We start from the raw sequence: 25,235 nt of genomic DNA, 5'->3' as shown, positions 1-25,235 counted from the left end.
TTCCAGTGCAGCGCGTGGGTGCGCGCCAACGTCAGCGACTCAGCGCCAGGTGACGTTCCACATGCGGTTGTTCCAGGCCGAGAACGGGATGACCTCACCGGTGTAGACGGGCCAGAAGTAGGCGAAGGCGAGGATCGCTGCAACGAGGAACAGGCCGACGCTCAGTCGCCTGGCGAACAGTGCCGCCGAGATCCGAGCGAAACGCTGCTTCCTCGCAGGCCCCGGCGACGCCCGCACGGCCTCCGGCCCCGACGACGCTTGCCCGCCAACAGGCACCCGACCCCAGACGAGCGTCAGGCAGTATGTCACGGCCAGCACGACGAAGGGCACCATGACGATGGTGTAGAAGGTGAAGATCGTCCGTTCCTGGTAGGCGAACCACGGCAGCCAGGTCGCCGCCAGGCCGGCGAGGATGACGGCTGGTCGGACGTCCCGCCGGATGATCCACACGATGAGGCAGACGAGCACAGCCAAGGCGGCCAAGCCCCAGATCACAGGGTTGCCCACCGAGGTGATCGCCGAGGAGCACTTCGCGACCGTGCATCCCATATCGCCCCGGTCGTAGGACTCGTAGTAGAACGACGTCGGCCGCCACTGCACGATCCAACCCCACGGGTTCGACATGTACGGATGCTCCGAGTCCAGCCCGACGTGGAACGAGTACGCCGTGTAGTGGTAGTGCGCCAGCGACGGCAGCCAGTCCAACCACTCCGGCAGCGCACGCCACCAGCCGAAATTCTCCGCTGCCCACTGTCGGTCCCACGCGTCATCCGAACGGATCCACCCGGTCCAGCACGCCACATAGGTCACGAGCGCGATCGGCACGAGCTTGAAGAACGAGGGAATGCTGTCGCGGATGAACATGCCCAGCCACGGATGCACGACCCCGGCCCGATACCGCGAATGCACATCCCACAGAACGAGCAGAATCCCGAACGCCGCCAGCGCATACAGACCCGACCACTTCACTCCCGTAGCCAGGCCCAGGCTGATGCCCGCGGCGAAGATCCAGGGACGCGCGCCGAGGCGGGGCCCGAAGTTGATCACGTCCCTGGACTTCGTCCGACGCCTACGCCGGGCTTCCGCGGTGGGCGGGGCCGCCTCGGGGAGTGGGGCGGCGGAGGTGATCGACTCGTTGAGTTCGGTCGGGAAGGTTCGGGGGACCTCATCGGGGTCGGATGGGGAGGAAGCGGCCGCCTCGGGGAGGGGATCTGGATTCTGCAGTGTGCGGGAGGGAGCGGAGCTGTCGATCTCCACGGTGCCCTGGGTCCAAGCGGCCAGACGCTTCGTCACCTGCTCGCGGTCGAGGAGGATGAAGAAGAAGGCGAGGAGGACGAAGGCCATGAGCACGATGTCGAGCAGGCTCGTGCGGGAGTGGACGAAGTGCTCGCCGTCGATGGCGAGCAGGCCGGCGGCGACGCAGGCGAAGAACGCCGAGCGGAAGAGCTTCCAGGCGATGACGCCGAGGAGGAAGATCGTCAGGGTGCCGATGATCGCCACGGTGAAGCGCCAGCCGAACGAATCGTCGGCGCCGAAGAGGCCGATGCCCCACCCGATGAGCCATTTGCCCAGGGGCGGGTGGACGACGTATTCGGGGGTGGGTTCGATGACGCTGGGGTCACCGGCGTTGAAGGAATCGTCGGCGTTCTCGGGCCAGGAGCGTTCGTAGCCGAAGTTGAAGACCGAGTAGCCGTCCTTGACGTAGTAGGTCTCGTCGAAGATCAGGCGGTGTGGGAAATCGAGGCGGAAGAGTCGCAGGGCCGCACCGATTCCGGTGATGACGAGCAGGGCCGGCCACATCCACAGCGGTGCGCGGGTGGCCCACATGCCGGCGTGGAAGGTTTCGCGGCGCATCGCAGCGGCGCCGGCACGCACTTTTTCGCGTTTCCTCGCCAGGCGCTCGCGGGCGATGCGCCTGGTTGGGGCCGGGGAGTCTGCGGTGTGTGTCATCGGAGTCCAGTTTAGAGATCTCGGCGGGCGGGGCTCTCATGCGACCCGCAGGGAAGGGCTGCGCGTTGGTCGGAGGGGGCGCTGCGGCATGAGGTTCGGCACCTTGGGCGGGATTCTTGGGCATTCGCCACCGTGCATCACTAGAGTAGTGAGAGACAGACGGAGTCAGAGCGAATGGTGCACAACGTGTCGAACAACCCCAACTACCGCCCGAGCGATCCGCCCCAGGTCGGCTCGCAGCAGTTCAACAACAACTACGGATCCCAGCCGCAGTACGGCCAGGGACAGTCCGGTCAGTACGGATCGGGTGCTGGCCAGTATGGTTCGGGCGCAGGTCAGTATGGTTCCGGTGCGGGACAGCACTCGCAGGGACAGCCGTATGGGCAGCAGAACTCCTATGGGCAATCCGACCCCTACGGTCAGCAGAACGGGTACGGACAGTCAGGTGCCTACAGCCAGCCGAACGCGTACGATGCCTACGGCCAGCCGGGCGCGTACAGCCAGCCGATGACCTACGGCGCGCAGCCGGTCTTCGTCCGGCCCGCACCCAACAAGATGGCCGTGTGGTCGATGTGGATGGGCATCGCCGGAATCGGCGGCGGATTCGTCTGCGGTCTGCTCTCGATGATTCCGGTCATCGGCATCATCTTCAGCATCATCGCGATGTTCCTGTGGATCGCACCGGTGCTCGCCGTCATCTTCGGCCACATCGGCCTCGGCCAGATCAAGCGCACCGGCGAAGAAGGCCGCGGACCGGCGATCGCCGGGCTCATCATCGGCTACGTGACCATCGCCCTGGGGCTCATCATGGCGATCGTTATGATCGGCATCCTCGGGATCGGCTTCCTGGGCATGATGAGCAGCTACTGAGCTGTCCCAGGTGACCTCGGCGGACGACCGAGGTCACGCGGATACGGGACGGTCGGGCCGCCTCGACGAGGGGATTCTGCAACCTGTGGTGCAGGACTGCAACACGATTCGGCCGCCGCGCTCGCCGCAGGTGGGTAGCGTTGATCTCAGACATCGGGACGACCGTCGAGGACGGCCTGGAACAGCCCTGACGATCAACGACAGCCAGCGGAACGGAACGGACATGAACACTCGCGTACTGCCCCTCGGGAACACCTACACCGGATCGAACGGTTCGGTCCACGCCCCCGTCGCGGTCCACGCCCCCGCGCCGGTCCACACTCCGGCCCTGGTCCCTGCTCCCATGACGTACGGGAACCGGGCACCTGTCGTCGTCTACCAGCAGGTGGCGCCGACGAATTCCTCGTCGATCGTCGCACTGGTGCTCGGCCTCATTTCGTTCATCTCATCGTTCTTCTTCCTCGGCATCGTCGGCATCATCTTCGGCCATATCGCCCGCTCGCAGATCAAAGCTCGCGGAGAACGCGGCAACGGAATGGCCGTGGCCGGGCTGTGGTTGAGCTATCTGAGCGTGCTCTTCTGGGTCGCGTTCTGGCTGATCTACTTCGGCGTCATCGCCCTCATGATCGGCGCGGCGATCACCGCTGGAGGAGGAACCGTCAGCTGATGCCGCAACCCTTCGGGGGAGCCCGCCCCGGCAAGGCAGAACCGGCATCCCATCCCACGGCCCGCATCCCCAACTGTGATTGACCTGTAACCGCCCCACCTTTTGCCGCCACCGACGACTCTGTACCGTTGAAGGCAACCACAAGGAGACTTCGCTATGAGCAGCCAGAATAACTGGAACAATCCGGACATGTACTACCAGCAGCCCCAGTCGAACGCGGGCAGCTCATACAGTGCCCAGTCGTACAGCCAGAACAACGCCTACGCGGCCAATGCGCAGTACGCCGGCGGTCCCGGTTATGGGTACCAGCAGCTTCCGCCGACGAACGTGCTGGCTATCGTCGGGATGTGCGCCTCGATCTTCGGTGTCATCTCGTCGGTCTTCATCGGCGGCATCGCTGGCATCATAATGGGCCACATCGCCCGCAAGCAGATCAAGGAACGCGGTGAGCGCGGCGACGGCATGGCGATCGCGGCTCTGTGGGTCGGCTACATCGGCACCATCCTCTGGATCCTCTTCTGGGTCTTCATGATCCTTCTCTACGTCGGGATGTTCGCCGTGCTCTTCGCGGCTGAAGGCGCTTCGTGATCGAGGATTCCTCGAATCCGAACTCTGAGTCCACCGCAGACGCGGACCCGGCCTCGGACAAGGACCCCACCGAGGGGACCGGCCACGGTGACGATGACAACCTCACCGAGGCGGCCCCTTCCGGTGACATCGACCAGACCGATGACGCGGGGCTGAGGTCCGGTCCGAAACTCACAGGCGGTCGACTGATCCTGGTCGGCACTCCGATCGGCAACCTCGGCGATGCGAGCCCGCGGATGCGGGAGGCCATCGAAACGGCCGATGTCATCGCCGCCGAGGACACGCGGCGGTTCCTATCACTGGCGCAGCGACTCGACCTCACGCATACGAAACGGGTCATCAGCGTCTTCGACCATAATGAGGGCCACCGAGCGCCCGAAATCGTCGGCATCATCGCCGCCGGTGAGACCGTTGTCCTGCTCTCCGACGCGGGAATGCCCGCCGTCTCTGACCCCGGCTACCGCGTGGTCAAGGCCTGCGCCGAGGCGGGACTTCCGATCACGTCGACGCCGGGCCCGTCCGCAGTGCTCATGGCTCTCGCGGTCTCGGGACTGCCGAGCGACCGGTTCAGCTTCGAAGGGTTCCTGCCGCGCAAGTCCGGGCAGCGCAAGACCCTGCTGACCGATCTCAAGGCCGAGAAGCGGACGATGGTCTTCTTCGAAAGTCCGCACCGCATCGCCGATGCGATGGACGACTTCGCCGAGATCATCGGCGCCGACCGGCCCATGGCCATCAGCCGCGAGCTGACGAAGACCTACGAGGAGACTGTGCGCGGAACCGTCGGTTCATTGCGCGATCAGGCCGCCGAAGGACTGCGCGGGGAACTGACCCTGGTGCTCGCCGGTGCCACGGAGGTCGAAACGGCTCCTGAGGACCACCTCGGCGAGGTCAGCGGACTGGTCGACTCCGGTATGCGTGCCAAGGATGCGGCCGGACAGGTGGCGAAGAAGTTCGGCCTGTCGAAGCGCGACGTCTACGAGGCCTGGCTCCACCGCGAGTGAGTGGTAGGCCCTCGCCGGCTGCGACTCGTACGCCTCCCGCTGTGGATGGCTACGGCACACTCGAAGTCAGAAAGCACGGTTTCAAACAGGGGCTTTCCAACTCAATTGGGGCCGTCAGCAGCTAGGGGCTGGGTTCGGCTTGACTTGAGGCGAAGACCCGGGCGCCAGTACATCGTCACGACTCAGACGCAGTGGCATGCAGGGTCTCCGCGGACTCGTCCTCCTCCCGTCTGTGGATGGTCAGGCCGTATCCACAGCTTCGAATCAGGTCTTGTCGCTGTTGACCTCGTTTCGACATGGTGGCGAAATGAAGAGCAATATTGTCTACTTCCAGGACCTGCGCAATGTCGGAGTCTCAACAACGGAGATCCGGGGAGCCTTGGATTGCTGTCTGAAGCGATTGTCTCGAGGCGTGTATTCGGTGATCCGAAGGTGCGACGTCCGAGCACACAGGCGGTTCTCCGCCTTCGCAACGGACGTGCCCTGGCTCGAGCAGCATGAAGCGGGCCTGAGCAGCGAACCTCCTCATGCACGCAGGTATGAAGAACATCTGAAACATCTGCGGATCGTCCACTATCCGCACTTTCGCCCGGAGGACATCATCTGCGGAGTCTCCGCTGCACGCTTGCATAGGATCGGGATGTTCAATGAGCCGGATACATCAGTGTCGGTGTTCCATCCGGCAGCGAGTACGCGGACAAGCGAACTGGTGCGTCGACGCAGGTTGATCGCGGAAGAAGACATCTGCACTGTTGAGGGGCTGCGAGTGACAACGCCGGCTCGAACCGTGCTGGATCTTCGTAGCGAACTCGGTAACGCCGCCGGTTTTGCGGCGATGGAGCAGGTGCTTCGGCGACATATGCTTGGCGACGACGAGGACCGCATTTTCAAGCTCGGCTATCCGCCGCACCTGCTTGACGATGTACCCCGAGCACAGATCGACCTCTTTCTATCGCCGATCAGACGACTGGCCAAGGGAAAGATGATTGCGTCGAGACTAGCAAGACTCGCCTCACCTCTGTCCGAAAGCTATGCGGAAAGCCAAGCGGCGTTCAATCTGCACCTGCTCGGGTTGCACGACTTTGCCCAGCAGGTCGACATCATCGACCGAGGTCGACGGCTGACGAGACTCGATTTCCTTTTCCGGGAGGACAGAATTGCTCTCTATGTCGATGGGACGCAGAAGTATGTCGATGGAGGCTTCGACGTCATGAGCAAGGAGAGCCGACAGCACAATCGTCTGCTGGCTATGGGGTACAAAGTCGTTCGTTTCCAATTCAGCGAAGTTCACTCGCCGAAGCTGTTCAGCGAGAAACTGTTTCACCAGGCGCCCGAGCTGCGAAGCCGTTGCAGCAACAGGCTGATTCTCTGACTCGTCCTCGCCGAAGTGTTTCATGGGGCCGGGAACGGTGACGGCACAGTTTGAGACGCTTGGCACTTGTTCAAACGGGTGCTTCTTGACTCAAACCGTGCCACTAGCGAATCCTCACTCGCGGTCCCACCCACATCCCAACCGCACCTGCCCATGCGCGCCCGCCGCGCCGCGTCCCTTAGACTGAGTTCCCTATGGGTTACTACTTGACGACAGCGATTGCCTACCCCAACGGGGCCATTCACATCGGGCATGCCTATGAGTACATTGCGGCCGACACGATCGCCCGGTTCAAGCGACTGGACAATCATGATGTCTTCTTCTGCACCGGCACCGACGAGCACGGACTGAAGATGCTGCAGGCGGCGAACAAGCTCGGCATCACCCCCAAAGAACTCGCTGACGACAACGCGAAGAACTTCCGCGACACCCAGCTCGCCCTCGGCTCGACCTTCGACCGGTTCATCCGCACCACCGACGAAGACCACTACGCCGCCTCGCAGGCCATCTGGCGCAAGCTCGAAGAGGCCGGCGATATCTACCTCGACACGTACTCCGGCTGGTACTCCGTGCGCGACGAGGCGTTCTACACCGACGACGAGACCGAGGTCGTCGACGGCGTGCGCCTGTCCAAGGAGACCCGCACCGAGGTGACCTGGACGGAAGAGGAGTCCTACTTCTTCCGCCTCTCGAAGTACCAGGACAAGCTGCTCGAGCTGTACAAGAACCACCCCGAATTCATCGGCCCCGACTCCCGCCGCAACGAGATCGCCTCGTTCGTCGCATCCGGGCTCAAGGACCTCTCCATCTCCCGCACCACCTTCGACTGGGGTGTGCCGGTTCCCGGCAACGACAAGCACGTGATGTACGTGTGGATCGACGCCCTGACGAACTACATCACCGCGGCCGGCTACCCCGATGACCAGGAGCGCCTCAGCAAGTGGTGGCCCGCCGATGTCCACATCATCGGCAAGGACATCATCCGCTTCCACTCGGTCTACTGGCCCGCCTTCCTCATGAGCGCCGGCATCGAGCTGCCGGGGCGCGTCCACGCCCACGGCTTCCTCTTCAACTCCGGCGAGAAGATGTCGAAGTCCGTCGGCAACGTCGTCGACCCCCTCGACCTCGTCGACGCCTTCGGCTTGGACACCCTGCGCTTCTTCCTCTTCCGCGAGTTCTCCTACGGCCACGACGGTTCGTACACGAAGGACTCGATCATCACCCGGAAGAACTCCGACCTCGCCAACGAGTACGGCAACCTCGCCCAGCGCTCGCTGTCGATGATCCAGAAGAACTGCGACGCCCAGGTGCCGCAGCCAGGCGAACTCACCGAGGCGGACGAGAAGCTCCTCGCCCTCGCCCGCGCCGTGCCCGACACCGCCCGACGCCACGTCGACACCCAGGCCCTCCACCTCTATGTCGAGGCCTGCTGGAAGGTGCTGTCCGAGGCCAACCGCTACTTCTCCGCGCAGGAACCGTGGAAGCTGAAGAAGACCGATCCCGATCGCATGACCACCGTGCTGTGGGTGACGATCGAGGTCGTGCGCATCATCTCCATCCTCATCCAGCCGGTCATGCCGGATTCCGCGGGCAAGATCCTCGACCTCCTCGGTGTGCCCACCGGAGTCGGTGAGGCCGGCGCGAAGGTCCTGCCGACCGCCGTCGATTCCGGGTCCGGCGCCGAGGCGATGGGGGCCGTATCCGCGAGTGCGGCCATCGGTGTTGCCGCCGGTGCCGCCTACGCGTCGGCCGCCCTGGCGCCGAATGTCGCCGAGGCCGCTGCCGATGGCATCGCCGCCGCCGAGGCGGATCCCCGGTCGTTCGCGGCCGTCGAGTTCCCGCTCGAGCCGGGCACGCCCCTGCCGAAGCCCGAACCCGTGTTCCCGAAGTTCGTGGAGGAGACCGAATAATGGCCTCGCGCGCCGCCGGAACCTATCCACCGGTGCCCGAACCGCTCGCTCATCCCATCGTCGACACCCACACCCACCTCGACATCTGCACGGGTGTGCGGCTGCCGCTAAGTGCTGGTGAACCCGAACCCGAGGTGACCCCGGAGACGGACGAAGAGTTCCCGTCGCTGGATTTCTTCCATGACACCGCCGCCGAGGCGGGAGTCCGTCGCATCGTCCAGATCGGCTGCGACCTTCCGGCAGCCCGGTGGACGACTGCGCTCGTGGCTTCCCAGTATTCAGGCACCCCCGCCGAGGCGGCCACGGAGGTGGGATCCCTCGCCGAGGCGGCCGACCCCCGCACCGTGCCCGCCCCTCCTGCCGGGGGGCGGGCATGGATGATCGGCGGAGCCGCCCTCCACCCGAACGAAGCCCCACGGCTGGCCGAACGCGGCCTGCTCGATGACGCTCTCACCGAGATCGAATCGCTCGTGAGCTCGCACGAGCGCATGCGTGTGGTGGGGGAGACCGGTCTCGACTACTTCCGCACGGCGGAAGAGGGAGTCGCCGAACAGGAGCGCTCCTTCCGAGCTCATATCGAGATCGCCAAGCGCACCGGACGTGCACTGCAGATCCACGATCGGGAGGCACATGCCGATGTGCTGCGCATTCTCAAGGAGGAAGGCGCCCCCGATGTCACGATCTTCCACTGCTACTCCGGTGACGAGGCGATGGCCCGTGAATGTGCTGCCGAGGGCTACTACATGTCCTTCGCCGGCAACCTCACGTTCAAGAACGCCGACGAGCTGCGGCGGGCAGCGGCGGCCGCTCCGTTGGAGCTGCTGCTGACGGAGACCGACGCGCCCTTCCTCACCCCGCACCCGCATCGCGGTAAGCCGGGAGGCCCCTACCTCACGGCGCTCACAGCGCGGAAGCTCGCCGAGGTGCGTGGGATGAGCGAAGAGGATCTGTGCGCGGCCGTATGGAACAACGCGGAGCGGGCCCTCGGCAGCTGGGATTGAGCAGAGCTCAGCCCGTCGTTCTGATTGAGCAGAGCTCAGCCTGTCGTTCTGTGAGCGAGATAACGGAACGTGCGGCCGCCTCGGCGAGGAAATATCACGATCGAGAATGCCCTGAAACTCGGGGAACTCCAGGTCAGACACGCCCTCAGGAAACTCACACCGTTACATTTCCGTGATATTTTGCGAACCGTGTAACGAATCGGTTACAGTGAACAGGTCGATAAACTCTGCTCAGGGATATTTTTGTGATTGATTTTCTGAAGAACCGCAAGGTTCAGATCGCTGCACAGGCGGTCGTGATCACCGGGCTCGTCGGTGGCACGGGCGCAGTTGTGACCATGAACAAGCCCGTGACCTTGGAGGTCAACGGACAGGCCGAAGAGATCCGAACCTTCGGTGGAACGGTCGGGGACATCCTCGACAGCCACGAAATCGATGTCGATAAGCGCGACCAGGTCAAGCCCGGTGTGGGCACCAAGGTTGACCGTGACATGACGATCACCGTCAACACGGCCAAGAAGGTTGCGCTGTCCGTCGATGGCAAGGAAACGAACGAATGGACCAACGCGAACACCGTGGGTCAGGCTCTGGCCGACCTCGGCGTCGACGCGAAGGGCGCCGACCTCAACGCTAAGGCCAGCCAGCGTCTGAAGGACGAGGGCAATGACATCGAGGTGACCACGGCGAAGGACCTCACCGTCGTCGCCGACGGCAAGGACCACAAGGTCTCGGCCGCTGTGGGCACCGCTAAGGAAGCCCTCAAGGACACGGGCGTCAAGCTCGACAAGGACGACTTCCTGTCCGTGCCGATGTCCGCCGAGGTCTCCGACGGCCAGGTGCTGACCGTCAACCGCGTGAAGAACGACACCGTCAAGGACAAGCAGGCCATCAAGGCCAAGGTGGAGACCAAGAAGTCCGATTCCCTCTACGAGGGTGAGACCAAGGTCGAAGCGCAAGGCAAGGACGGCGAGAAGCAGGTCACCTACAAGGTCAAGACGATCAATGGCGAAGAGGTCAAGAAGGAGAAGAAGGACGAGCAGGTCATCTCCGAACCCAAGACCAAGGTCGTCATCCAGGGCACCAAGAAGAAGGAAGCACCGGCCGACACCGGCGGCTCCGACTCGGGTGACTCCGGCGATTCCGGTTCGGGCGACTCGGGCGATTCCGGTGACTCCGGTGACTCGTCCACCGGCGGCAGCGACGCCGGCTCCGGTGGCGGCGATATGAGCACCGAAGAGATCAAGGCGATGCTCGGCGGACCTGGATCCAAGTGGTACCAGGTTGCCAAGTGCGAATCGAACTTCAACCCTCGTGCGGTGAACAAGTCGAACAACGCACACTTCGGCCTGTTCCAGTTCAAGCTCGCCACCTGGCAGTCCATGGGCGGCAGCGGCAACCCGGTCGACGCCAGCCCGCGTGAGCAGTTCGAGCGCGCCAAGAAGCTCCAGGCTGCAGCCGGCTGGGGACAGTGGGCCTGCGCCTGATCTGAGATCAGGTGTGGAGTCGCCGACTGAGCGCCTGCAAAGGCCAAGAACTCTGGCCGCCATTGACAACAGATATCGACAACTGAGCTGAGGCGGTCAGCAAGGAGCGTGGGCCCCGAGGAGAGATCCTCGGGGCCCACGCTTTTCGGTGCCCCGCTGCCCCGACTTCCGGGCCCAATCTGAACTTTCGCCCAGAGCATGACGAATTGTTGGCACTCAAGTTGACCGAGTGCTAAGAGCGTTCTAGAGTCGAATTAGCACTAGCACTCATTGAGTGCCAGTTTCATGAGACGGTCGAATCGCTCGGCACCCGCGACGACGAGAGGTTCATGGCAGCAGCCGCCGTCTGACTCGATGAAATAGAACCCAGCGAAGGGAGAGGGCCCGATATGTCGGTCTCCATCAAGCCACTCGAAGATCGGATTGTCATCCGTCAGGTCGAAGCAGAACAGACTACCGCCAGTGGTCTGGTCATTCCCGAAACCGCCAAGGAAAAGCCTCAGGAAGGCGAAGTTGTCGCAGTGGGCCCGGGCCGCGTTGCTGACAACGGAAACCGTGTGCCGGTCGACGTCGCCGTCGGCGACAAGGTCATCTACTCCAAGTACGGAGGCACCGAAGTCAAGTACGCAGGCGAAGAGTTCCTCGTGCTCTCGGCTCGCGACGTGCTCGCCGTCATCGGCTGAATCCCCTGAACAACTACTTCACTGACAGGAGGACGAATGCCTAAGACTCTGGAATTCAACGACGAAGCTCGTCGTGCACTCGAAAAGGGTGTCAACACCCTGGCCGACACCGTCAAGGTTACGCTGGGACCCAAGGGCCGCAACGTCGTGCTCGATAAGAAGTGGGGCGCTCCCACGATCACGAACGATGGTGTGACCATCGCCCGTGAGGTCGAGGTCGACGATCCTTACGAGAACCTCGGCGCACAGCTGGCCAAGGAAGTCGCCACCAAGACCAACGACATCGCCGGTGACGGAACCACCACCGCGACCGTGCTCGCTCAGGCCTTCGTCAACGAAGGACTGCGCAACGTTGCCGCCGGTGCCGCACCCGGACAGCTCAAGCGCGGCATCGAGACCGCCGTCGAGGCCGTCTCGCAGCAGCTGGGCACGATCGCCCGCGACGTCGCCGACTCCTCGGAGATCGCACACGTCGCCGGTCTGTCGGCTCAGTCGCCCGAGATCGGCAAGCTCATCGCCGATGCCTTCGACAAGGTCGGCAAGGATGGCGTCATCACAATCGACGAGTCGCAGGCCGCGTCCGTCGAGCTCGAGATCACCGAAGGAATGCAGTTCGACAAGGGCTTCCTGTCGCCGCACTTCGTGACCGACGCCGATCGTCAGGAGGCTGTGCTCTCCGACGCTCTCATCCTCATCAACCAGGGCAAGATCTCCAACATCCAGGAGCTCCTGCCCGTCCTCGAGAAGGTGCAGCAGGCAGGCAAGCCGCTGTTCATCATCGCCGAGGACATCGAGGGAGAAGCTCTGTCGACCCTGGTCGTCAACAAGCTGCGCGGAATCATCAACGTCGCCGCCGTCAAGGCTCCCGGCTTCGGTGACCGCCGCAAGGCCATCCTCGAGGACCTCGCCGTCCTCACCGGAGGCCAGGTCGTCACCCCGGATATGGGCATGAAGCTCGATCAGGTCACCCTGGAAGAGCTCGGCAACGCCCGCACCATCACCGTCACCAAGGACAACACCACCATCATCGATGGTGCCGGTGCCGACGATGCTGTTGCCGGTCGTGTCGCTCAGATCCGCGCCGAGGTCGAGAACACCGATTCCGACTGGGACCGCGAGAAGCTGCAGGAGCGCTTGGCCAAGCTCTCCGGCGGAGTCGCCGTCATCAAGGTCGGCGCCGCCACCGAGGTGGAGCTCAAGGAGCGCAAGCACCGCGTCGAAGACGCCGTGTCCGCTACTCGAGCCGCCATCGAAGAGGGTGTCGTCGCCGGCGGTGGATCGGCTCTGATCCACGCTGCGAAGGTCCTCGACGGCAACGACCTCGGACTGTCCGGTGACGCACTCACCGGCGCCGAGATCGTCAAGCGCGGAGTCGTCCAGCCGCTGCGCTGGATCGCCGCCAACGCGGGCCAGGACGGCTACGTCGTCGTCGCCAAGGTCCAGGACCTCGAGTCCGGACAGGGCTACAACGCCGCCATCGACGAATACGGCGACCTCATCGGCGCCGGAATCATCGACCCCGTCAAGGTCACCCGTTCGGCGCTGCGCAACGCCGCTTCGATCGCCGCCCTGGTTCTCACCACCGAGACCCTGGTCGTCGAGAAGAAGGACGAGGAGGACGAGGACTGAGCCATTCGCTCGGACTGAGTCATCTCTGACCACGACAGTGGCCCGGAACATCACGTTCCGGGCCACTGCCGCATTCACCGTCACCGAGGCGGCCACCCCGGTTTGCGTGCGGCACAGGAGAAGTCGAGTGGCACATGTTTGAAACAGTGCTATTCGTCTGAGACGGTGCCGCAGCCGTGAGCGCTCTCGAGCTGGGCTCGCAGGCGGGCGAGGTCGGCGCGGACCATGTCGGCGTCGCGGTCGAACTCGGCGAGATCGACTCCCGGCAGACGGAAGAGGGTGAAGACCACCTCGGCGCCGGTGCCGTTGGTGAGCACCCGCAGGGGATTTAGCACGACCGTGCCGTCGGGGAAGATCACGTCGTGACCGAGGATGCCCAGATCCGTATGCGGGCCGAAGCGGACCTCGACCTCACCCATCGGGGAGTCCGTGATCCAGCGGCCGGCCTCCTCGCGAATTCCGTTGCTCAGTCCCGCGGCCCAGGCCGGAAGGTTCGCGGGATCGCCGGCGAAGGCGGCCACCTCGGCGGGGGAGACGTTGATGGGAGTCGAGAGGTGGAGCGCTGGATTCGTCATCCCCCAACTGGACCATAAGAGAAGCAGCGCGGCCAGGGAAAGGGAGCGCTCCATGGCGCGCGGGCCGACAAAGAGTGCCGTCCCTCGTGCCGCTCGCAGCAGACCGTACACAGCTGGCTCACACCTACTGGCCAGTCGCTTTTCATGTTTCTGAGTGGCGATCCTCGTTAGTCTGGAAATGACAGCTTGCACCGACGCATGAGGAATCTATGACCACCGGCCCGACGATGCCCATCGCCCGACTTCGCGACGTTTCGAAGGTCTTCGATCCGAAAGGGGCAGCGGTCACGGCTCTCAGCGGGGTCAGCCTCGACATCGCACCGGCCAAGCTGACCGCGGTGATGGGGCCCTCGGGATCCGGGAAGTCAACACTCATGCACGTCCTCGCCGGACTCGATCGTCCCACCTCGGGCACGGTCCACCTGGGCGAAGAGGAGATCACGAAGCTGCGCGACGACGATCTCACCGCCCTGCGCCGCCGCCGGATCGGATTCGTCTTCCAAGCGTTCAACCTCGTGCCTACGCTCACCGTCAAAGAGAACATCCGCTTGCCCTTCGAACTCGACGACCGTCGGCCGGGTGCCGACGAACGTGCCTGGATCTCCACGGTCGTTCACCGCCTGGGGTTGGAAGACCGACTCAAACACCGCCCCAACGAACTCTCCGGCGGCCAACAGCAGCGCACCGCAATCGCCCGGGCACTCGCGACCCGCCCGGACATCCTCTTCGCCGACGAACCGACCGGCAACCTCGACGCGAAGTCCGGTCGCGAAGTCATGGCGATCATGGTCGAGGCCGTCCGCGACTTCGGGCAATCGATCGTGCTCGTCACCCACGACCCGATCGTCGCCGCCCACGCCGACCGCGTCGTCTTCATCGCTGACGGCACCCCGGTGACGGAACTGAACGACACCATCACCGCCGAAGCGATCGCCTCGACCATGCTCGACATCGACGAACGCGCCGAATCCGCGGTGAGCCGATGAACCCGCTGCGCGAAATCAGGACCAACCCGCGGCAGTTCTTCCCCAGCGTCCTCGTCGTCTTCATCGCCGCCCTCTTCGGCAGCGCGATCATGCAGGGCATCGCGATCCTGACCGCGTGGCTGTCGTCAGAGAAGATCATCGCCGAATCCGAGTCCGCGCAGAACTTCCTCTCGATGATCGGTGTCACCTTCTTCCTCATCGCCCTCTTCGTCTCCGCGATCGTCATCGCGAACACGTTCTCGATCATCATCGCCGGTCGCAGCCGCCAGCTGGCTCTGCTGCGCCTCATCGGTGCGTCGTCGAAACGGCTGCGCAGGGCCGCCTCGGTGGAGGGACTGATCATCTCCGTCCCCGCCGCGGTGCTCGCCTTCGCCGCGTCGACCGGGCTGGCGCGAGCGGCTCAGAATTTCCTCGGCAACGCCATCACCGAGGAGGTCGCCCTCCTCACCCCGACCATGGCCGTCCCCGCTCTCGCCACGATCATCGTGACTTGGGCTTCGGCGTACCTGGGTGCGCGCCGCATCACGGGGATCTCACCGATCGAGGCGACCTCGCAGGCGGTGGAGCTCCGGCCCGAGGACGCCCGCGCCTCACTCGGCGGACTCACCGCCTCGCTGATTCTGCTGTCGATGGGGCTTACGTTCCTCGTCAACTCCGTGATCGGGGCCGCCGACCATCGGATCAGCGTGATCAGCGTGGTGCTGACCGCATTCGGCTCAAGCCTGACCTTCATCGGCGTCATCATCGGCCACCCGTGGATCCTGCCGCCCCTGCAGGCGGCGATCGGCTGGCTGTGCGGGCGCACCGCAGTGTCCCGGTTGGCCGCCTCGACGATCGCCCGCCATCCCACCCGGAACGCGCGCACGGTCATCGGTCTCGTCATCGGCATCACGCTCATCGTCATGTTCGCCACCGCCATGACGACCTTCCGCGATCAGCTGCTGCGGTATGCCAGGTCGCTCGGCGAAGAGGGGTGGGGCGGCCTCGAAGACGCGTTGGCCACGGTCATCGACAAGTCGATGCTGTTCGCGCTGGCCCTCATCCTGTTCTCCGTGATCATCGCCGTCATCGGCGTCGCGAACACGCTCATGCTCTCCGTGCGGCAGCGCACTCAGGAGATCGGCCTGCTCATGGCACTGGGCCAAACCCCGAAGCGCGTGCGGCGGATGATCACCGCCGAAGGCCTGCAACTGAGCCTGACCGCCTGCGCGGTCGCCGTCCCGCTGGGCATCGGCTTCGGGTGGGTCGGCGCACTGACCCTGCTCTCGCCCCTGCTCGGCCTCTTCGCACCGAGCGTGCCCTGGACGGTCGTCATCGCCGTCATCGCCGGCACCCTCATCGCCGTGTTCGTCGCGAGCCGCGAACCCGCCCGCGCGGCCACCTCGATCAGTCCCGTCGAGGCGCTCGAAGCCGTGTGAGGTGCGGTGCGGGCTGGTGATGCTGACGGCCCAGTTTGAGTTGAGAAGCCCACGTTAGAAACTGGGCTATTCAACTCAAACTGGGCCGTGCCCGGTGCTTGATTTCGTGACCTGACGGATTCCCCGCTGAGGTGGGATCCTCGCCGAGGCGGGACCGGGATCCGCGGGTCAGTCGAGTTCCACGACGGTTCCGTTCGATCCGTCGACGCGGACGCGCTGGCCGGAGGTGAAGCGGCTGGTCGCGTCGCGCACAGCCATGACGGCGGGCAGCCCGAGCTCACGAGCGGTGACCGCTCCGTGCGAGAGTGCTCCGCCGCTTTCGGTGATCACCCCGCCGGCCTGGTAGAACAGAGCCGTCCAGGCCGGGTTCGTGGTGCGTGCGACGAGAATCGCTCTGTCGGGGAATGATGAGAAATCAGCGGGGGAGTGGACGACGAAGACCTCACCTTCGACGGTCCCCGGGCTGCCTGCGGTGCCGGTGATGTGGTCGGTGTCAGCGTCGACTGCGGCTGTTGCTTTGCCGTACTCCCATTCGGGTGTGCGATCGACCGCTGCTTCGTAGGCGGCCTTGTTCTGTGCGGCGATCTCGGTCAGATCGGCCAAGGCGGTTCCTGCTTCCGTGGAGTCCGCGGCCGCGCTGGTTGAGGCGCGGGTTGCGTCGGCGGTGCCCACCTCGCGGTTCGCGGCCGCGGTGTAGGTGGCGCCCAGGTCGCGGTTCTCGGCGTCGGCACGGATCGCTGCGTCGAGACTCTCGAAGTCGATGAAGTAGACGTCCGAGGCCTCCACGAGGACGCCGGCATCGACGAGCCTGCCGCCGAGCTCCTTCAACGCACGCCGCATCGGCAGGGTCAGCCGCGTCGTCTGATAATGCTCGAGGTCGTCGAGTGCCGTGTAGGTGCGGGCCAGGCGGATGACTTCCTGGACGAGGTAGCGCAGCTTCTCCGGTGCCGCATTGACGACGGCGAGTTCGGTCTCTGCCTGCACGATCTTGCGCTCCATATCCGTCATCGGTGCGGACGCGGACCCTGTGCCCGGTCCGGGCTCAGATGCCTCTGCCTTTGCCTCTGCCTCGGCCGCGGTCCGGGCGGCGAGCAGACGGATCTGGTCGAGCACGATGTGCGGAGCCTCGACCCACGTCGGATGGTAGGCATCGAAGTCGAGTTCACGGTGTCCGTGCTGCTCGAGGAACCGGTCGAAGGATGCCTTGAACTGCGGGAACCTCTCCAGCTCCGCGACCCCGGCCTCACCATGGTGGGCCTCCAGCGCAGTGAGCAGATCGGCATCGGCGGCGACAAGCCGCGAGAGTTCTCGCAGCTCGGCGTTGACCTGCGATGTCTTCGTCTCCGTCGATGCCATGAGGCGTTCGAACACATCCTGTGCCTGATCCTCGTCGAGAGCGAGCGAGAGCATGTGCTGCAGAGCCGCATAGAGCGTGCCCTGGGTCAGCGAAATCGCGATGTTCGGACGGAAATATTCGGTGCCGAGGTCACTGATCGCAATGACGTGATCCCATACCTGTGCCAGCGATTTGTCTTCCAACGGCTCGTTCGACAGGCGACCGATCCCGATGAGATACGTGTCGAGATCGCGCATCCACTGCACCGGCAGTTCCTGCACCCATCCGAACTGCCGAGCGATCTGGGGCAGCGACTCGGTGATCGTCTCGACACTGGAGAGCATGTTCGTCGGCAGCCGACCGGCGTAGAGATCGACCGCGGTCTGATTGCCGTAGATATAGAAATCGCGTATGACGAACCATTTGTCGTCGAACGGCGGCAGCCCCATGAGATCGAAACTGTGATTGAGCGAATGGTGGAACCCGGCCTCCACGAGATCCCAGGTCAGCGGAGTCACTGGGGTGGGGAAGCGTTCGGCGGACTCATCGCGGGTCCACCGCGGAGCCACCCGCGTGATCGGCCGCGACTGCAGCAGGTAGAGATCGCCGTCGTGCAGCGCCCATTCGATGTCTTGAGCGAAACCGAAATGGTTCTCCGCGGCCACCGCGAGCTCGGCGACCTCCTTTGCCTGCGCCGTTGACAGTGCCGGACGCGTGCGCTGCTCCGCGCTGAGGTCGACGACCGTCGTCCGCGCACCGTCACTCTCACCGAGGCGGCTGCCACCCCGACCGTCAGCCTCACCGAGGCTGTCGCCCCCGACGTCGTGGCCGGCCCCGTCGCCATCGCGGTTCCCACCGCCGCTCATGATGAGTGCGGTGGGCTTCTCGGCGATCTCGGCTGCGACCTGCTCGCCGGTGTCCCGGCGGACGCGGAATTCGTCGACGGGTTCCTCTCCGCCGACAACCGTCTCACCGAGGCCGAAGGCTGCGTTGATGAGCACCTCATCGGTGTTGCCGCGCACCGGGTCGACGGAGAACGCGACGCCTGCGGCTTCGTTCGCGCCGACGGAGACCATGAGCTGGACGACGACGGCCATCTTCGCCTCAAGTTGATCGACGCCGAGCTGCCGGCGGTAGCGGAAGGCGTGCTCGTTCCACAGGGAGGCATAGCAGTCGCGCACCGCCTCGGCGATGGCGGCGGTTCCGCGCACGCCGAGGTAGGTGTCGTGCTGCCCGGCGAACGCGGCTCCCGGCAGGTCCTCCATCGTGCCCGAGGACCGCACGCCCACGGCCTGCCCGGTCAGGCCCGCCTCGGCGACGGCTTCGTCGAATTCGGACAGCCACGCATCGGGGATGGGGGTGGCATGGATGAGGTCGGCGATCGCCTCGGCGGGGGAGTCGGTGCCGATGAGCTCGGTGATCCGTGACTGGAGCGGTGCGATGAACTGGGAATAGGCGTCGGCGGTGACGATGAAGCCGCCGGGTACGGGCAGGTTCTGCGCGGACTTCGCCAGGCTGGCGCCCTTGCCGCCGCTGCGGGCCAGCTCTGTGGCGAGGGGATCGGTGAAGCGGAGTGTGAGGCTCATCGGGGCTCCTTCGGATCTGCGGTTCACGAGACTGTTCGGCAGGTGTGGTGCGGTTCGTCGAGTGGGGGTGGGGTTGCAGGGTCGGTGCGGTTCGTCGAGCAAGGGCGGTTCACAGCCGGATGCGGCGGACCCCCAGCAGCAGCCAGCCGAGCGCCCCGCTGAGGACGCCGGCACCGATGACCGCGGGCCAGAAGAACGCCGCGATGATCAGCACCGGTATCCAGACCATAACCGCTGCGAAGCCCGCGAGGAGGCGAAAGAATGTGACAGTATTGCGACCGTCCGCGCGTGATCCGGCGACCGCGGCGGCCACGAGGATCGGGGCGAAGAGCCACAGAGCCAAGAATCCGATCCACCTGATGAGGGGATAGGTCCGCGGTCTGGCGACGGTATTCGCCGAGGTGGGGCTGCCCTCAGGCTGGCCTGCCGAGGTGGGGCCGTCTTCTTTGGGAGCGACCGAGCCGGCCGCGTTCTGCAGTTCGAGAAACGCCTGCGCATAGCTTGCCGAGCCGCCCGGAGTCCTCCGCGCCCGATCGAGGGCGCGGGCTTCGACAGCGGTGAATGTCGCTTCGTCCGGGCAGTTCACCGACACATCGTCAAGGGCGACACCCATCGCCGAGGCGACCGCCGCCTCCCATTCATTGTCCGCCCTGCCGTCGCGGTCGGGAATCGTGACCGCGGGACCGCGGACCATCTCGGCGCGGGAGCGGAACCGATCCGGGGTCGAATAGAACAGGCCCACAGGGATGACCTCGACGTCGATGCCGTCGGCGATGAGGGAGCACGCGATCCGGGCGGCGCCGGACTTGTACGGCTGCGGACGGTGGCCCCACTCGCTGCTTGCCTCGGGAAAGATACCGAGGTCACCGCCTCGGCGCAGGTGGGCGAGTCCCGCCTCGACGGGGCTGGCCACTGAAGCGGGATCGAGTCCGTAGCGCTCGACGTCCTTGGGGCGGACCACGGGGATGCCGGCGATGAAGAGCCGGAGGAACCAGTGGCGCAGCAGTTGGATCGAGACGAGGAACTGAGCGTGGGGGAACGCTGCGAGCACCTGGTGGCCGTCGATCGCGCCATTGCGGTGGCTGGCGATGATCAGACGCGGTCGCCGGGCGGGACGTCCACCGGGCGCGGAAGGAGAGTCAGCGGATGCGGCGGGACGGTCGGCACCTGAGGTGGGAGCCGCCTCGGCGGGAGATGATGCCGACTTCGGCGGCTGGGAATCAGGGTTCGTGCTGAGGTCGAGCACGCGGATGCGGCCGAAGTACACGGTGCGCATGGCCGCGTTGATGATCCGGTGGCGCAGGCTCAGTGAGGCATCGCTCATGACTCCAGTCCACCACATGTTCGGCCGAGGTGGGGCGGTCCCGACCGTGAATTCGGCGGTCGGCCGGGACGGCTGCAGTTCTCGGCGTGTTGGCTGCCGTCGTCAGTCGGCAGCCACCTCGCTGCGCAGTTTGTGCTTGAGCAGCTTGCCCGACGGGTTGCGCGGCAGCTCGTCAATGACAAAGACTTCGCGCGGCAGTTTGTATCGGGCGAGCTTGTCGGCCAGGTGGTCGCGCAGCTCGTCGACGCCGAAGTCCATACCATCGGTGGTCGTGATGAAGGCGACGACCTGCTCGCCCCACTGCGGATCCGGCTTCGCCACCACCGCGACATCGGCGACCCGCTCGTGGGCGATGATGGCCTCCTCGACCTCGAGGGAAAACACGTTCTCGCCGCCGACGATGATGACGTCCTTCGAACGGTCGACGATATAGAGATACCCGTCCTCATCAATCCGGGCGAGATCACCGGTCTTGTACCACTCTCCCTCGAAGGCCGCCTCGGTGGCTTGGGGATTGCCGAGATATTCGCGCATCCTGGTGTCACCGGCGAACCAGATCTCGCCGGTCTCGCCGGGACCCGCCTCAGCGCCGTCGGCCGTGACGACTCGCATCGCGTTGCCGACCATCGCGTGCCGACCGATGGAACCCGCCTTGCGCAGCTGATCCTCGGGCCCGAGAAGGCATCCGGTCGGACCCATCTCGGACATACCGAAGAGGTTGTAGAACTGGTTGGTCCCGTAGGCGTCGATGAGCATTGCTGCCGTCGCCCGGTCGATCGGGGCACCGCCGTAGTTCCACCGGCGAATGGAGGAGAAGTCGTAATCACCGAAGTCGAAGCCGAGCTTCTTCGCAGTCATGATCGGCGCGACATAGGCGACAGTGGGTCCGAAGAACGTCGTGATCTCCTCCGTGGCGATGATCTGCATCGAGTCCACCGGGTGGTAAGCCCGCTGGAGGACGACGGTGCCGCCCATCTGGATGGTGGGGATGAGTGCGATGTTCAGCGGCGCCGAATGCCAGATCGGCATGCAGATGAGGTAGCGGTCGTCGTCGCGGTAATCCATGTTGAGGTTGATGAGAGTGCCGACTTGGAAGATATTGCGGTGCGAATGCACGCATCCCTTCGGTGAGCTCGTCGTGCCGGAGGTGTAGAGGACCTGCGCGACCTGCTCATCGGTGAAGTCGCCGGGCTCGGCCTCGGTTGCGGCATCGAGCTCGACATCGAAGCTGCCCGGGGCGCTGGGTTCTGTCTCCAACCAGGTGATGTCCGGTGCCCCGGCCCGCGCGACTTCGGCGAGCTCGGTGCTGACGATGCCGAGCTTCGCTCCCGAATGCTCGATCGTGTACTTGACCTCTGGGGGCTGGAACTTGTGATTGACCGGTACGACGGTCGCGCCGAGGTACCACGCGCCGAAAGCTGCGAAGACGAACCCCGGGACATTCACCGTCATGATGCCCACGGCGTCGCCGGGCCGGATTCCGTTGTCGCTGAGCACCTGCGCCGCCTTGAGCGCCCGGTGCCGCAGCTGGGCGTAGGTGAAGCGCTGATCCTCATAGACCAGGGCTTCCTTGTCCGGGTTCCGCAGGACGGTGGTGTCGAGCATGGTTCCGAGCTTCATTGCTTCTCCTTGTGACGAGTGTCATACTGAGAACAATTGAACCACGATTCATTTCTTTGTGGAAGCGACGTCACCACAGTGATGAAACGTGGAAGAAGCCGATGACTTCCGGGACCGTCCGCCGCTGGTGTCCCTTCGGTGGTCATCTGCCGGTGACAGACCTTCTGACGATCCGAGGTGAGGATGGCGTATCGCGAAACCCAGCGCACTCGGGCCAATGCCGAGGCGCGTCGGGCCGGCATCGAACGCGCCACTCGACATGTCATTGCCCGCGGAGGATTCGCCTCGGCGAGTGTGGCCGCGGTTGCCGTCGAGGCCGATTGCAGTGCCGGGTCGATCTACACGTACTTCAGCAGCCGAGACGAGCTGCTGCGGCTGGTCTTCGCGCAGGCGGCAGGCCACGAGCTGGAGGTCATCGCCGGCACCGTCGCCGAGGCGGCCACTGCCGCTGAGGTCGCGGAGTCGACCGTCGAGGTCTTCGTCCGTCGCGCCGTGGCTGGCCGCAGGCTCTCCCACGCTCTGCTGCTCGAAGAGGTTCCCGAACCGGTTCAGAGCGAACGGCTGCGGCTGCGCCGCGGATATGTCGCCGCCATCGGGGCAGCCCTGGACCGGGTGGGCGGCACGCAGATCCCCGCCGAGGTGGTCGCCCGTTCGATCGTCGGAAGCGTCGGAGAGAACCTCGTCGACATCCTTGACCCGACCGCCCCGAATCCGAGCCCGGCGGAGATCGAGACTCTCATCAGGGCACTGACCACGTTCACCCGATCCGCTTTAGGAGAACCATGACCACCACGCCCGACACCACCGCGAACACTGCAGTCACACGTTCCGCAGAACCCGCGTCGGAACCCTCCGTCCCACGGACGACGCACACCGTGTTCAACCAAGCGCCGCCTCGGCGAGATCTCAACGAGTTCTCGCTGAATACGGCCCTGAAAGACGCGCTCGCTCACTATGCGCCGGGTGCCTCGCACGATGAGCTCGAGCGCATCGGGGCGCTCGTCGGCAGCGCCGACTTCATCAACGATGCACGCCTGGCCAACGTCCACGGGCCGGTGCTGCGCAGTCACGACGACTGGGGCAATCGCGTCGACGAGATCGAGTTCCACCCGGCCTACCACCGGATCATTGGCGATGCACTCGACGCGGAGGCGCACTCGTATGCCTGGACTCATCCCGGGCCGGGAGCCAACGTCGAGCGTGCCGCGCGGTTCATGCTCTTCTCCCAGATCGAACCCGGCCATGCCTGCCCCGTGTCGATGACGCACGCGGTCGTGCCGTCCCTGCGCACCGACTCCGCTCTCGCCGATTTCTGGGTGCCGCGTGCCACCGCCGCCGGGTACGATCCGCGGAGGGTCGACCCGGCGACGAAGTCCGCAGTGACCTTCGGCATGGCGATGACGGAGAAGCAGGGCGGATCGGACATCCGCGCGAACACCACCACTGCGGTCCCGTCCGGCGACCACTACCTCATCACCGGCCACAAGTGGTTCTGTTCGGCTCCGCAGTCGGACGCATTCCTCGTCATCGCCCAACTCGATGAGGGGCCGAGCTGCTTCGTCGTGCCTCGTGTGCTGCCCGGCGGTGGCCTCAATTCGGTGCGCATCCAGCGGCTCAAGGACAAGCTGGGGAACAGATCCAACGCCTCCTCTGAAGTCGAGTTCGACGCCACCCAGGGGTGGCTGCTCGGGCAGGCCGGCAAGGGGGTGCGCACGATCATCGAAATGGTGGCTCAGACTCGACTCGACTGCGTCCTCGGTTCCACGGCGGGGATGCGCCAGTGCGTCGCCGAGGCGGTCTGGCACGCCCGTGGGCGCGCGGCCTTCGGCGCCAGGCTCATCGACCAGCCGCTCATGCGCGCCGTCATCGCCGACCTCCAACTGGAGGCGGAGGCAGCCACCTTCACCGCGCTGCACCTAGCCGCGGCCTATGATGACGACAGCGCCGAGGCGGCCGACTTCCGCCGCCTGGCGACGGCCGTCGGCAAGTATTGGATCTGCAAACGCGGCCCCGAACATGCCTACGAGGCGCTCGAATGCCTCGGCGGCAACGGCTACACAGAGTCCTTCCCGTTGGCCCGCCGCTACCGGGAGCAGCCGGTGATGGCGGTGTGGGAAGGCTCAGGCAACGTCATCGTCCTCGACGTGCTGCGAGCCTTGGCTCGCGAGCCGCGGAGTGCGAAGACGTTCCTCGGATTCCTCGAGACCGGTTTGGGCAAACACGCTGATTTCGACGCGGCTTACGAGTCGCTGGCCCGGTCATTGCAGGACGCGGCGCAGGATCTGGGCTCCGGAGATGCGGCAGCACAGGCGTCGCTGCAGGCCAGAGGCCGAGCTCTCGTGGAGAAGATGGCGCTGCTCATGCAGGCGGCGATCCTGTTCGAATCCGCCCCGGACGAGGTGGCGGCCAGTTTTGCCGCGGCCCGACTCGGTGCCGACCGGGGCCGCGAATACGGCGCCCTGCCGGACGGAGTCGACATCGACTTCCTCATCAACCGGGCGTGAGCGGGCGACTGCGCGCCGAACAGCCCAGTCTGAGGTGAGCAGCACATGTTTGAAACTGGGCTATTCAACTCAAACTGTGCCGCGACGCGGGGCCTGCGGCGCGCAGCCGAGTGCGGTGGGGGCAGGGTGCAGCGGAGCGGTTGTTCAGCTGCGGCGGTGCGCGGAGACGCAGCGGCGGCGGTCGACGCGCATGACCCTTCCGTGGTTGCGCAGGCGACGCTGAACGCAGTCCGGCGGTCCGTCGAAATCCGGTCGCGGAGTGCGGGTGACGACAGCAGGTTTGTGCTCGAAGGCGAATGAATCGGCCTCCCACTCAGGGGTGCGTCGCGCACCGAACTCAGAGGTTTCGATGAACGCCCGGAATTCCTCGACCAGCCGCTCCTGCATGTCATAGAGGCTCTCATCATTTCCGGGGAAGTCGAGGAGGACTTCAATAGCCTCCCCGGCGACGACGATCCGCGCAATGAGCCGCCTTTCATCGTCGCTGTCGCGAAGCAACGCGATGCTGTCCCACTCGTGATCGGCGAACATCGCGAGAACGATCGGAGTGACGACCTTCTCGCAGAGGACATCCTGCGTGAGTTCGATGCGGTCCATGTGTCCCACCATATGTGCTCAGTCGTCGGGAGTTCGAAGGCGTCTCGGAGTTTTGCGGAAACCGCGGCGGATCTGCGGTATGCGGCAGACTTCGTGCGGTTCCACGCCAATGCTTCCGCGACCGCGACGACGAC

At 65.0% G+C, this 25,235-nt stretch carries 20 protein-coding genes; 14 read left to right on the top strand and 6 right to left on the bottom strand.

Annotated elements, in window-relative coordinates:
- Positions 1–39: 39 nt before the first annotated feature.
- Positions 40–1,950, bottom strand: a complete 1,911-nt coding sequence (locus LJ362_RS12825) for a dolichyl-phosphate-mannose--protein mannosyltransferase (protein ID WP_264799444.1) — start codon at positions 1,948–1,950, stop codon at positions 40–42.
- 186 nt (positions 1,951–2,136) lie between these two features.
- Between LJ362_RS12825 and LJ362_RS12820 the strand changes: the two genes are divergently transcribed.
- The 10 genes from LJ362_RS12820 to groL all read left to right on the top strand — a co-directional run bounded on the left by LJ362_RS12820 (position 2,137) and on the right by groL (position 13,155).
- Entirely contained in the window at positions 2,137–2,820 is a 684-nt protein-coding gene (locus LJ362_RS12820; RefSeq protein ID WP_264799443.1) for a DUF4190 domain-containing protein, read from the top strand.
- A 223-nt stretch (positions 2,821–3,043) separates the two neighbouring features.
- A complete protein-coding gene (locus LJ362_RS12815) occupies positions 3,044–3,487 on the top strand; it encodes a DUF4190 domain-containing protein (protein WP_264799441.1) in 444 nt (147 codons plus the stop codon).
- Between the two features lie 156 nt (positions 3,488–3,643).
- Positions 3,644–4,075: a DUF4190 domain-containing protein gene (locus tag LJ362_RS12810; RefSeq protein ID WP_264799440.1), complete on the top strand. Its 432-nt coding sequence runs from the start codon at positions 3,644–3,646 to the stop codon at positions 4,073–4,075.
- Entirely contained in the window at positions 4,075–5,076 is a 1,002-nt protein-coding gene (rsmI, locus tag LJ362_RS12805; protein ID WP_413774254.1) for a 16S rRNA (cytidine(1402)-2'-O)-methyltransferase, read from the top strand. The genes LJ362_RS12810 and rsmI overlap by 1 nt, the downstream gene beginning before the upstream one ends.
- 271 nt (positions 5,077–5,347) lie before the next feature.
- Positions 5,348–6,448, top strand: coding sequence for a hypothetical protein (locus LJ362_RS12800; RefSeq protein WP_264799439.1), 1,101 nt, complete (start codon positions 5,348–5,350; stop codon positions 6,446–6,448).
- A gap of 194 nt (positions 6,449–6,642) precedes the next feature.
- On the top strand, positions 6,643–8,358 hold the full coding sequence (gene metG, locus LJ362_RS12795; RefSeq protein ID WP_264799437.1) for a methionine--tRNA ligase: 1,716 nt from the start codon (positions 6,643–6,645) through the stop codon (positions 8,356–8,358).
- Positions 8,358–9,359 carry a TatD family hydrolase gene (locus LJ362_RS12790; protein WP_264799436.1) on the top strand — a complete coding sequence of 334 codons (1,002 nt, stop codon included), beginning with the start codon at positions 8,358–8,360 and terminating at the stop codon, positions 9,357–9,359. Before metG ends, LJ362_RS12790 begins: the two co-directional genes overlap by 1 nt.
- A 245-nt stretch (positions 9,360–9,604) precedes the next feature.
- Complete coding sequence (locus LJ362_RS12785; protein ID WP_264799435.1) at positions 9,605–10,843, top strand: resuscitation-promoting factor; 1,239 nt, start codon at positions 9,605–9,607, stop codon at positions 10,841–10,843.
- A 389-nt stretch (positions 10,844–11,232) separates the two neighbouring features.
- Positions 11,233–11,526 (top strand): co-chaperone GroES, encoded by a 294-nt coding sequence (gene groES, locus LJ362_RS12780; RefSeq protein WP_039209993.1) that lies wholly within the window; start codon positions 11,233–11,235, stop codon positions 11,524–11,526.
- 36 nt (positions 11,527–11,562) lie between these two features.
- On the top strand, positions 11,563–13,155 hold the full coding sequence (gene groL, locus LJ362_RS12775; RefSeq protein ID WP_264799433.1) for a chaperonin GroEL: 1,593 nt from the start codon (positions 11,563–11,565) through the stop codon (positions 13,153–13,155).
- A gap of 149 nt (positions 13,156–13,304) precedes the next feature.
- Here groL and LJ362_RS12770 read toward each other — a convergent pair whose 3' ends face one another.
- Positions 13,305–13,730: an SRPBCC family protein gene (locus tag LJ362_RS12770; RefSeq protein ID WP_264799432.1), complete on the bottom strand. Its 426-nt coding sequence runs from the start codon at positions 13,728–13,730 to the stop codon at positions 13,305–13,307.
- Between the two features lie 209 nt (positions 13,731–13,939).
- On the opposite strand from LJ362_RS12770, the gene LJ362_RS12765 reads away from it, so the two are divergent.
- Both LJ362_RS12765 and LJ362_RS12760 read left to right on the top strand, forming a co-directional pair.
- Positions 13,940–14,716 (top strand): ABC transporter ATP-binding protein, encoded by a 777-nt coding sequence (locus tag LJ362_RS12765; protein ID WP_264799431.1) that lies wholly within the window; start codon positions 13,940–13,942, stop codon positions 14,714–14,716.
- Positions 14,713–16,134, top strand: a complete 1,422-nt coding sequence (locus tag LJ362_RS12760; RefSeq protein WP_264799429.1) for an FtsX-like permease family protein — start codon at positions 14,713–14,715, stop codon at positions 16,132–16,134. Before LJ362_RS12765 ends, LJ362_RS12760 begins: the two co-directional genes overlap by 4 nt.
- 168 nt (positions 16,135–16,302) lie before the next feature.
- Here LJ362_RS12760 and LJ362_RS12755 read toward each other — a convergent pair whose 3' ends face one another.
- From LJ362_RS12755 to LJ362_RS12745, 3 genes are all read right to left on the bottom strand, one after another.
- Positions 16,303–19,056: a PEP/pyruvate-binding domain-containing protein gene (locus LJ362_RS12755; protein WP_264799427.1), complete on the bottom strand. Its 2,754-nt coding sequence runs from the start codon at positions 19,054–19,056 to the stop codon at positions 16,303–16,305.
- Positions 19,057–19,165: 109 nt separating this feature from the next.
- Positions 19,166–20,380 (bottom strand): hypothetical protein, encoded by a 1,215-nt coding sequence (locus LJ362_RS12750; RefSeq protein WP_264799426.1) that lies wholly within the window; start codon positions 20,378–20,380, stop codon positions 19,166–19,168.
- A 102-nt stretch (positions 20,381–20,482) separates the two neighbouring features.
- Positions 20,483–22,000, bottom strand: a complete 1,518-nt coding sequence (locus LJ362_RS12745) for a class I adenylate-forming enzyme family protein (RefSeq protein ID WP_264799425.1) — start codon at positions 21,998–22,000, stop codon at positions 20,483–20,485.
- A gap of 183 nt (positions 22,001–22,183) precedes the next feature.
- On the opposite strand from LJ362_RS12745, the gene LJ362_RS12740 reads away from it, so the two are divergent.
- Together LJ362_RS12740 and LJ362_RS12735 are read left to right on the top strand one after the other, a co-directional pair.
- The gene (locus LJ362_RS12740) at positions 22,184–22,786 is read left to right on the top strand and encodes a TetR/AcrR family transcriptional regulator (protein WP_264799423.1); all 603 of its coding nucleotides are present in this window, start codon (positions 22,184–22,186) and stop codon (positions 22,784–22,786) included.
- Positions 22,783–24,504 carry an acyl-CoA dehydrogenase family protein gene (locus LJ362_RS12735; RefSeq protein ID WP_264799422.1) on the top strand — a complete coding sequence of 574 codons (1,722 nt, stop codon included), beginning with the start codon at positions 22,783–22,785 and terminating at the stop codon, positions 24,502–24,504. The genes LJ362_RS12740 and LJ362_RS12735 overlap by 4 nt, the downstream gene beginning before the upstream one ends.
- Before the next feature lie 144 nt (positions 24,505–24,648).
- Here the strand turns inward: LJ362_RS12735 and LJ362_RS12730 are convergent, their stop codons facing one another.
- On the bottom strand, positions 24,649–25,101 hold the full coding sequence (locus LJ362_RS12730; RefSeq protein ID WP_264799421.1) for a hypothetical protein: 453 nt from the start codon (positions 25,099–25,101) through the stop codon (positions 24,649–24,651).
- Positions 25,102–25,235 lie beyond the last annotated feature (134 nt).

This window comes from Brevibacterium sp. JSBI002, from assembly GCF_026013965.1.
GTDB lineage: Bacteria > Actinomycetota > Actinomycetes > Actinomycetales > Brevibacteriaceae > Brevibacterium.
This window is presented reverse-complemented; position numbering and strand designations above follow the sequence as displayed.

What these genes read in the sequence shown, in the direction of transcription:
- LJ362_RS12825 (WP_264799444.1), bottom strand. Translation starts at nt 1,950, where the DNA reads ATGACACACACCGCAGACTCCCCGGCCCCAACCAGGCGCATCGCCCGC.
- LJ362_RS12815 (WP_264799441.1), top strand. Translation starts at nt 3,044, where the DNA reads ATGAACACTCGCGTACTGCCCCTCGGGAACACCTACACCGGATCGAAC.
- LJ362_RS12810 (WP_264799440.1), top strand. Translation starts at nt 3,644, where the DNA reads ATGAGCAGCCAGAATAACTGGAACAATCCGGACATGTACTACCAGCAG.
- metG (WP_264799437.1), top strand. Translation starts at nt 6,643, where the DNA reads ATGGGTTACTACTTGACGACAGCGATTGCCTACCCCAACGGGGCCATT.
- LJ362_RS12790 (WP_264799436.1), top strand. Translation starts at nt 8,358, where the DNA reads ATGGCCTCGCGCGCCGCCGGAACCTATCCACCGGTGCCCGAACCGCTC.
- groES (WP_039209993.1), top strand. Translation starts at nt 11,233, where the DNA reads ATGTCGGTCTCCATCAAGCCACTCGAAGATCGGATTGTCATCCGTCAG.
- groL (WP_264799433.1), top strand. Translation starts at nt 11,563, where the DNA reads ATGCCTAAGACTCTGGAATTCAACGACGAAGCTCGTCGTGCACTCGAA.
- LJ362_RS12770 (WP_264799432.1), bottom strand. Translation starts at nt 13,730, where the DNA reads ATGACGAATCCAGCGCTCCACCTCTCGACTCCCATCAACGTCTCCCCC.
- LJ362_RS12765 (WP_264799431.1), top strand. Translation starts at nt 13,940, where the DNA reads ATGACCACCGGCCCGACGATGCCCATCGCCCGACTTCGCGACGTTTCG.
- LJ362_RS12760 (WP_264799429.1), top strand. Translation starts at nt 14,713, where the DNA reads ATGAACCCGCTGCGCGAAATCAGGACCAACCCGCGGCAGTTCTTCCCC.
- LJ362_RS12755 (WP_264799427.1), bottom strand. Translation starts at nt 19,056, where the DNA reads ATGAGCCTCACACTCCGCTTCACCGATCCCCTCGCCACAGAGCTGGCC.
- LJ362_RS12750 (WP_264799426.1), bottom strand. Translation starts at nt 20,380, where the DNA reads ATGAGCGATGCCTCACTGAGCCTGCGCCACCGGATCATCAACGCGGCC.
- LJ362_RS12745 (WP_264799425.1), bottom strand. Translation starts at nt 22,000, where the DNA reads ATGAAGCTCGGAACCATGCTCGACACCACCGTCCTGCGGAACCCGGAC.
- LJ362_RS12740 (WP_264799423.1), top strand. Translation starts at nt 22,184, where the DNA reads ATGGCGTATCGCGAAACCCAGCGCACTCGGGCCAATGCCGAGGCGCGT.
- LJ362_RS12735 (WP_264799422.1), top strand. Translation starts at nt 22,783, where the DNA reads ATGACCACCACGCCCGACACCACCGCGAACACTGCAGTCACACGTTCC.
- LJ362_RS12730 (WP_264799421.1), bottom strand. Translation starts at nt 25,101, where the DNA reads ATGGACCGCATCGAACTCACGCAGGATGTCCTCTGCGAGAAGGTCGTC.